This is a genomic window from Acinetobacter seifertii, from assembly GCF_000368065.1.
Lineage (GTDB): Bacteria > Pseudomonadota > Gammaproteobacteria > Pseudomonadales > Moraxellaceae > Acinetobacter > Acinetobacter seifertii.
In genome coordinates this window covers 1-3,908 of sequence record NZ_KB851196.1, presented here as the reverse complement: position 1 = coordinate 3,908, position 3,908 = coordinate 1, and the positions used below count along the sequence as shown (strand labels likewise).

Sequence of the window (3,908 nt, the reverse complement as noted above, 5' to 3'; positions counted from 1 at the left end):
AAAGAAAGTTAAATCCTGTGCTTGACTCTTGTGGTTAAAAACAGGACATTTTAAATGGTTTATCGCATAGACATTTTAATTGGTGAATAACATCCAATGTAAGCCCAAAATAGAAATGTCCGGTTTACCGATTGCTCGACCTAAGATCTCAGAACATAAGAATTTGATGATCACCCTGGTTCTCAAAACTCGATACTTTATTGAAAAGTTCTATCGAGGCTTATAAGTCCCTGAAACAAAAAAATGCCTGAACTTCAGGCATTTTTTACGTCATCACTAACAGCTTACAACAATCAACAAACGAGAGTTTTAGTCTTTTGAATACGACTTAATTTTTTCAAAAATAGGGTAAAAGTCTACACCCTCATCTTTCATGCTAGAAAGTAAGTAAACCAGAACAGCGATATGAGTAGGTACTTTTCCGATCTTTTTATAGTTAGTTATGGAGTTTGGATTCATGTCCAATAAGGTTGCAAATTCCTTAATTGAAAGACCTGCTTTCCCCATAAGTCTTTGAAATTCTTCGTATGGCATCGTGATAAATACAATCTGTTTGAATTAGAAGTATAACACAGACTATAAAACTTAAAAAAACACATAAAAAATGTGACAAACACATTTTTTATGTGTTATAAATAGCTTATCAACTAACCTATTTATCCTTACTATCGGAGAAATGTAATATGTACTCATACCCGGATTCAAACACTGAAAAGAAAATTGCTCTCATGATCATCAATGACTTTTTCATTCAAAAAGCCCATGAACTGTGGATCTTTTTACAACTCGATCAGTGCTTTAATGATTATGAAGCCACACTGATTTGGACTCGACGTTATTTAGAGAAGCATCCTGAGTGTGAGTACAGCGATATTCAAAAAGCCTTTGTTTCTTGTTTCCCAGAGCACTTCTTCAGCTTTGACTGTTAATTTATGAGAGGCACGGTAAAAAATCGCAATGGGTAAGTAAATCCCAAATAGAAAGAGCCAGTTCATACAACTGGCTCTTTCTATTGTCACGTATAAATCTAAGACTTTCTTTGAGCATACTAAAATTGATGTTCCACGGCTTCTAAAACATTGATTTTAGGTTCAGGATTGGGGTCGCCATGACGTTACTTTAGGGTGTACTCTAAATTTACATAATGTCTCTGTATACGAAATTCGATTGTAAGCCCAAAATAGAAATGTCCAACTTCTCTAAAATCCCTGCTAAATAAACTACTCTTCGCCTTTTTCTAAGGCCTTTTTAATTTCAATTACTGACAATAATTCTCCGCCCTTTTGCCAGGTATGTAATCCTTCTAACACCTGAATAAAAAGTTTATTTGCTTTAAAATATTCATTTTCATATGTCTTAACATCTTTAAAAATTAAAGATTTACGTACTTCATTATGAAACTTTGTCGTATTCACAATCCGATTGGTAATCTGTTGAGGAGTATCATTGCTAATATCAATATTGAGTTTCTTAAATGCGACAAGAACAGCACCACCTAATTCAAATTTACGTTGATTTTCAGCTTTGCGTTTTTTCCCAGCATCCTTCTTCTGTAGCTGACTCAAATACAATTCTAAATCACTGTATTCAAGCTTTTGCGCTTTAAAATTCAGATACCGTGTCGCCAAGGTTTTTAAAATATTTAGTTCCATCTGATCTAGTGCATTCTTTTGAAAAAGTTCATACAGATCTAAAAACTTCTGTTCATACTCGGTTTTAAGAGGCAGATTATTCAACTCTTCAAACAGCAATTTCAACTTCAGATGTTCACGATAAGGTTTTAAAGCCTCTTTGACCAGAACCTGATCTGTCTGAGTTAGCCCCTCAAAATTACAATCAACACTATTTAAAGCCTTTAACACTTGAGATTGAAGATCAGAAAGCTGTTCTTGCTGTTCTAAAAACTCTACAAATGCATGTAACTCAGCAATCTGTAACAACTGAGCAGGTCGACCACGCTTTTTTGCTTTTTCCATTTCCATCATCTGCCGCCAAATTTTCAGAACTGCAACCTCTTTAAATATGGTTTTACCATATTTAAAGAGGGCAGTCTGAAAATAATTATTTAATATAAAAATAAAATTTCTTGAAAAGAAATTTTATTTTTATATTAAATAATTCGCACTTGACAGTTTCTCCTCATCGGAGAAACTAGTACGCAATGGGGCGCTTCCCCCTTGACCCCCTTCAACCGGATTTTTCAGCCATACAGGCATTTCAAATCCGGGCGGTTTTCATTCCGTTTCACTGCATAAAAACCGAACCCACAACCCAGCAGAGGTGAACATGGCCAGCTACCACTTCAGCGTCAAAAGCAAAAATAAGGGCTATGCGACCGGCCATTATCTCTACATTTCCCGGCTGATGCAGTATGAAGGCATCCGCAAAACCAGCAATGAGACCATAGAACATATTGAACCTGGTCGATGTATGCCTGCCTTTGTAAAAGATCCCATTGATTTTTGGCAGGCAGCAGATACGTATGAACGAGCCAATGCCAAGGCCTACATGGAGTATGAAATTGCCCTACCGAATGAGTTCACGTCAGAACAGCGTAAAACGCTCATAGAGACGTTTTTAGACAAACATATAGTTCCACAGCAATATCCGCACTCATACGCCATACACAACGTAAAATCACGTATCAGTGGCGAAGATCAGCCTCATTGTCATCTGATGTTCTCGCTAAAAGCGGATGACGGCATTGAACGCAGCGCAGAACAGTACTTCAAACGCTATAACCCTCAAGATCCAGCCAAAGGCGGTGCCAAAAAAATCCAACTTCAAGATGGCCATGAAGACTATTCCACTTTTTTGATCTATATCCGAAAACAATGGGAAAATCATTTGAATGATGCCCTTGCACAGCACTGCCCGACCGTCACCTACACACTGGATGGCCAAGACATCACCATCAAAAATCAGGTTTCAGCAGACAGCTATGAAAAATATAACGAGATCCACAGCACGCTATACCTTCCAGAGCCAAAACTAGGCGTTGGACAACAAAATGCGACAGCGGAATATCTCGCCCAAATCCAAAAAATCAGAGAACACAACCAGCAAGAACGAGAACTCGAAGAACGCCAAAAGCAATTAGATCAACAACATGAATATTTTTATAGTGCTGAAAACAACCCATTTTCATCATTGGAAGTCATGTATTACCTGAATTACTTAATCAAGAATGCAACAAATAAGGACAAACTAAAAAATGATTTGAATGAAATTATCAAAAACCAAGGCCCTATACTTAAACAAGAAGCTTGGTCCATCTACGAAATGAATGAAAAACTAGAAGACTCAAGACGTAACAGTACCCCATGTTTTGAGTTCAAGGTGCATTCACTTCCTGAATACGTATTACCGATACAAAATACGCCTCCCAAACGCACTCAATCAGAACCAGTACAACCTAAAGCTGATGATTATGATTACGGTGGCCCTGGTTTTTAAGCTCAGTTGGTTTTATCCAAAGTTTACAGAGCGAGTGTCTACGAGCGAACAGACACAATTAAAATTTTTGCCATGCTTTTTCCCTGATTACAAACTCCCCTTTGCTGCTGAGACTGAGATACAGAGCATCCCGGAGGGTGCGAACAGATTTAATTTGCATCTAGGTCGAGCGAAGCGAGTATAAAAAACTTATGAGCGAAGCGAATTCCGAGTTGCTTTTGCTTTTTTGAAGTTATCACGAGATTAACCCAAAAATTGCCCCTTCGAACTGAGCGTAAGCGAAGTTCAATAGAGTTTGAGCGTAGCGAAAACATAGGGCAATTTTTCATTCTTTCCTTTTTAATATATTTTAAATCTTTTAAATCTTTTCAGTCGTCTCTGTGCCTTATATAGCAAAGGTTTCAGCGTTTAAATATGACGGATTGACTACTAACTATGACGGATTGACTACT

At 37.4% G+C, this 3,908-nt stretch carries 4 protein-coding genes; 2 read left to right on the top strand and 2 right to left on the bottom strand.

Features of this window, described 5'->3' with window-relative positions; all coding sequences use genetic code 11:
- Nucleotides 1–309: 309 nt before the first annotated feature.
- Nucleotides 310–534, bottom strand: coding sequence for a helix-turn-helix transcriptional regulator (locus F985_RS04930; protein WP_004676219.1), 225 nt, complete (start codon nt 532–534; stop codon nt 310–312).
- Between the two features lie 149 nt (nt 535–683).
- On the opposite strand from F985_RS04930, the gene F985_RS04925 reads away from it, so the two are divergent.
- On the top strand, nt 684–929 hold the full coding sequence (locus F985_RS04925; protein ID WP_004282220.1) for a hypothetical protein: 246 nt from the start codon (nt 684–686) through the stop codon (nt 927–929).
- A 291-nt stretch (nt 930–1,220) separates the two neighbouring features.
- Here F985_RS04925 and F985_RS04920 read toward each other — a convergent pair whose 3' ends face one another.
- Complete coding sequence (locus F985_RS04920) at nt 1,221–1,982, bottom strand: hypothetical protein (RefSeq protein ID WP_000425105.1); 762 nt, start codon at nt 1,980–1,982, stop codon at nt 1,221–1,223.
- A gap of 304 nt (nt 1,983–2,286) precedes the next feature.
- On the opposite strand from F985_RS04920, the gene F985_RS04915 reads away from it, so the two are divergent.
- Nucleotides 2,287–3,456 (top strand): MobA/MobL family protein, encoded by a 1,170-nt coding sequence (locus F985_RS04915; RefSeq protein WP_004698297.1) that lies wholly within the window; start codon nt 2,287–2,289, stop codon nt 3,454–3,456.
- Nucleotides 3,457–3,908 lie beyond the last annotated feature (452 nt).

What these genes read in the sequence shown, in the direction of transcription:
- F985_RS04930 (WP_004676219.1), bottom strand. Translation starts at nt 534, where the DNA reads ATGCCATACGAAGAATTTCAAAGACTTATGGGGAAAGCAGGTCTTTCA.
- F985_RS04915 (WP_004698297.1), top strand. Translation starts at nt 2,287, where the DNA reads ATGGCCAGCTACCACTTCAGCGTCAAAAGCAAAAATAAGGGCTATGCG.
- F985_RS04925 (WP_004282220.1), top strand. Translation starts at nt 684, where the DNA reads ATGTACTCATACCCGGATTCAAACACTGAAAAGAAAATTGCTCTCATG.
- F985_RS04920 (WP_000425105.1), bottom strand. Translation starts at nt 1,982, where the DNA reads ATGGAAATGGAAAAAGCAAAAAAGCGTGGTCGACCTGCTCAGTTGTTA.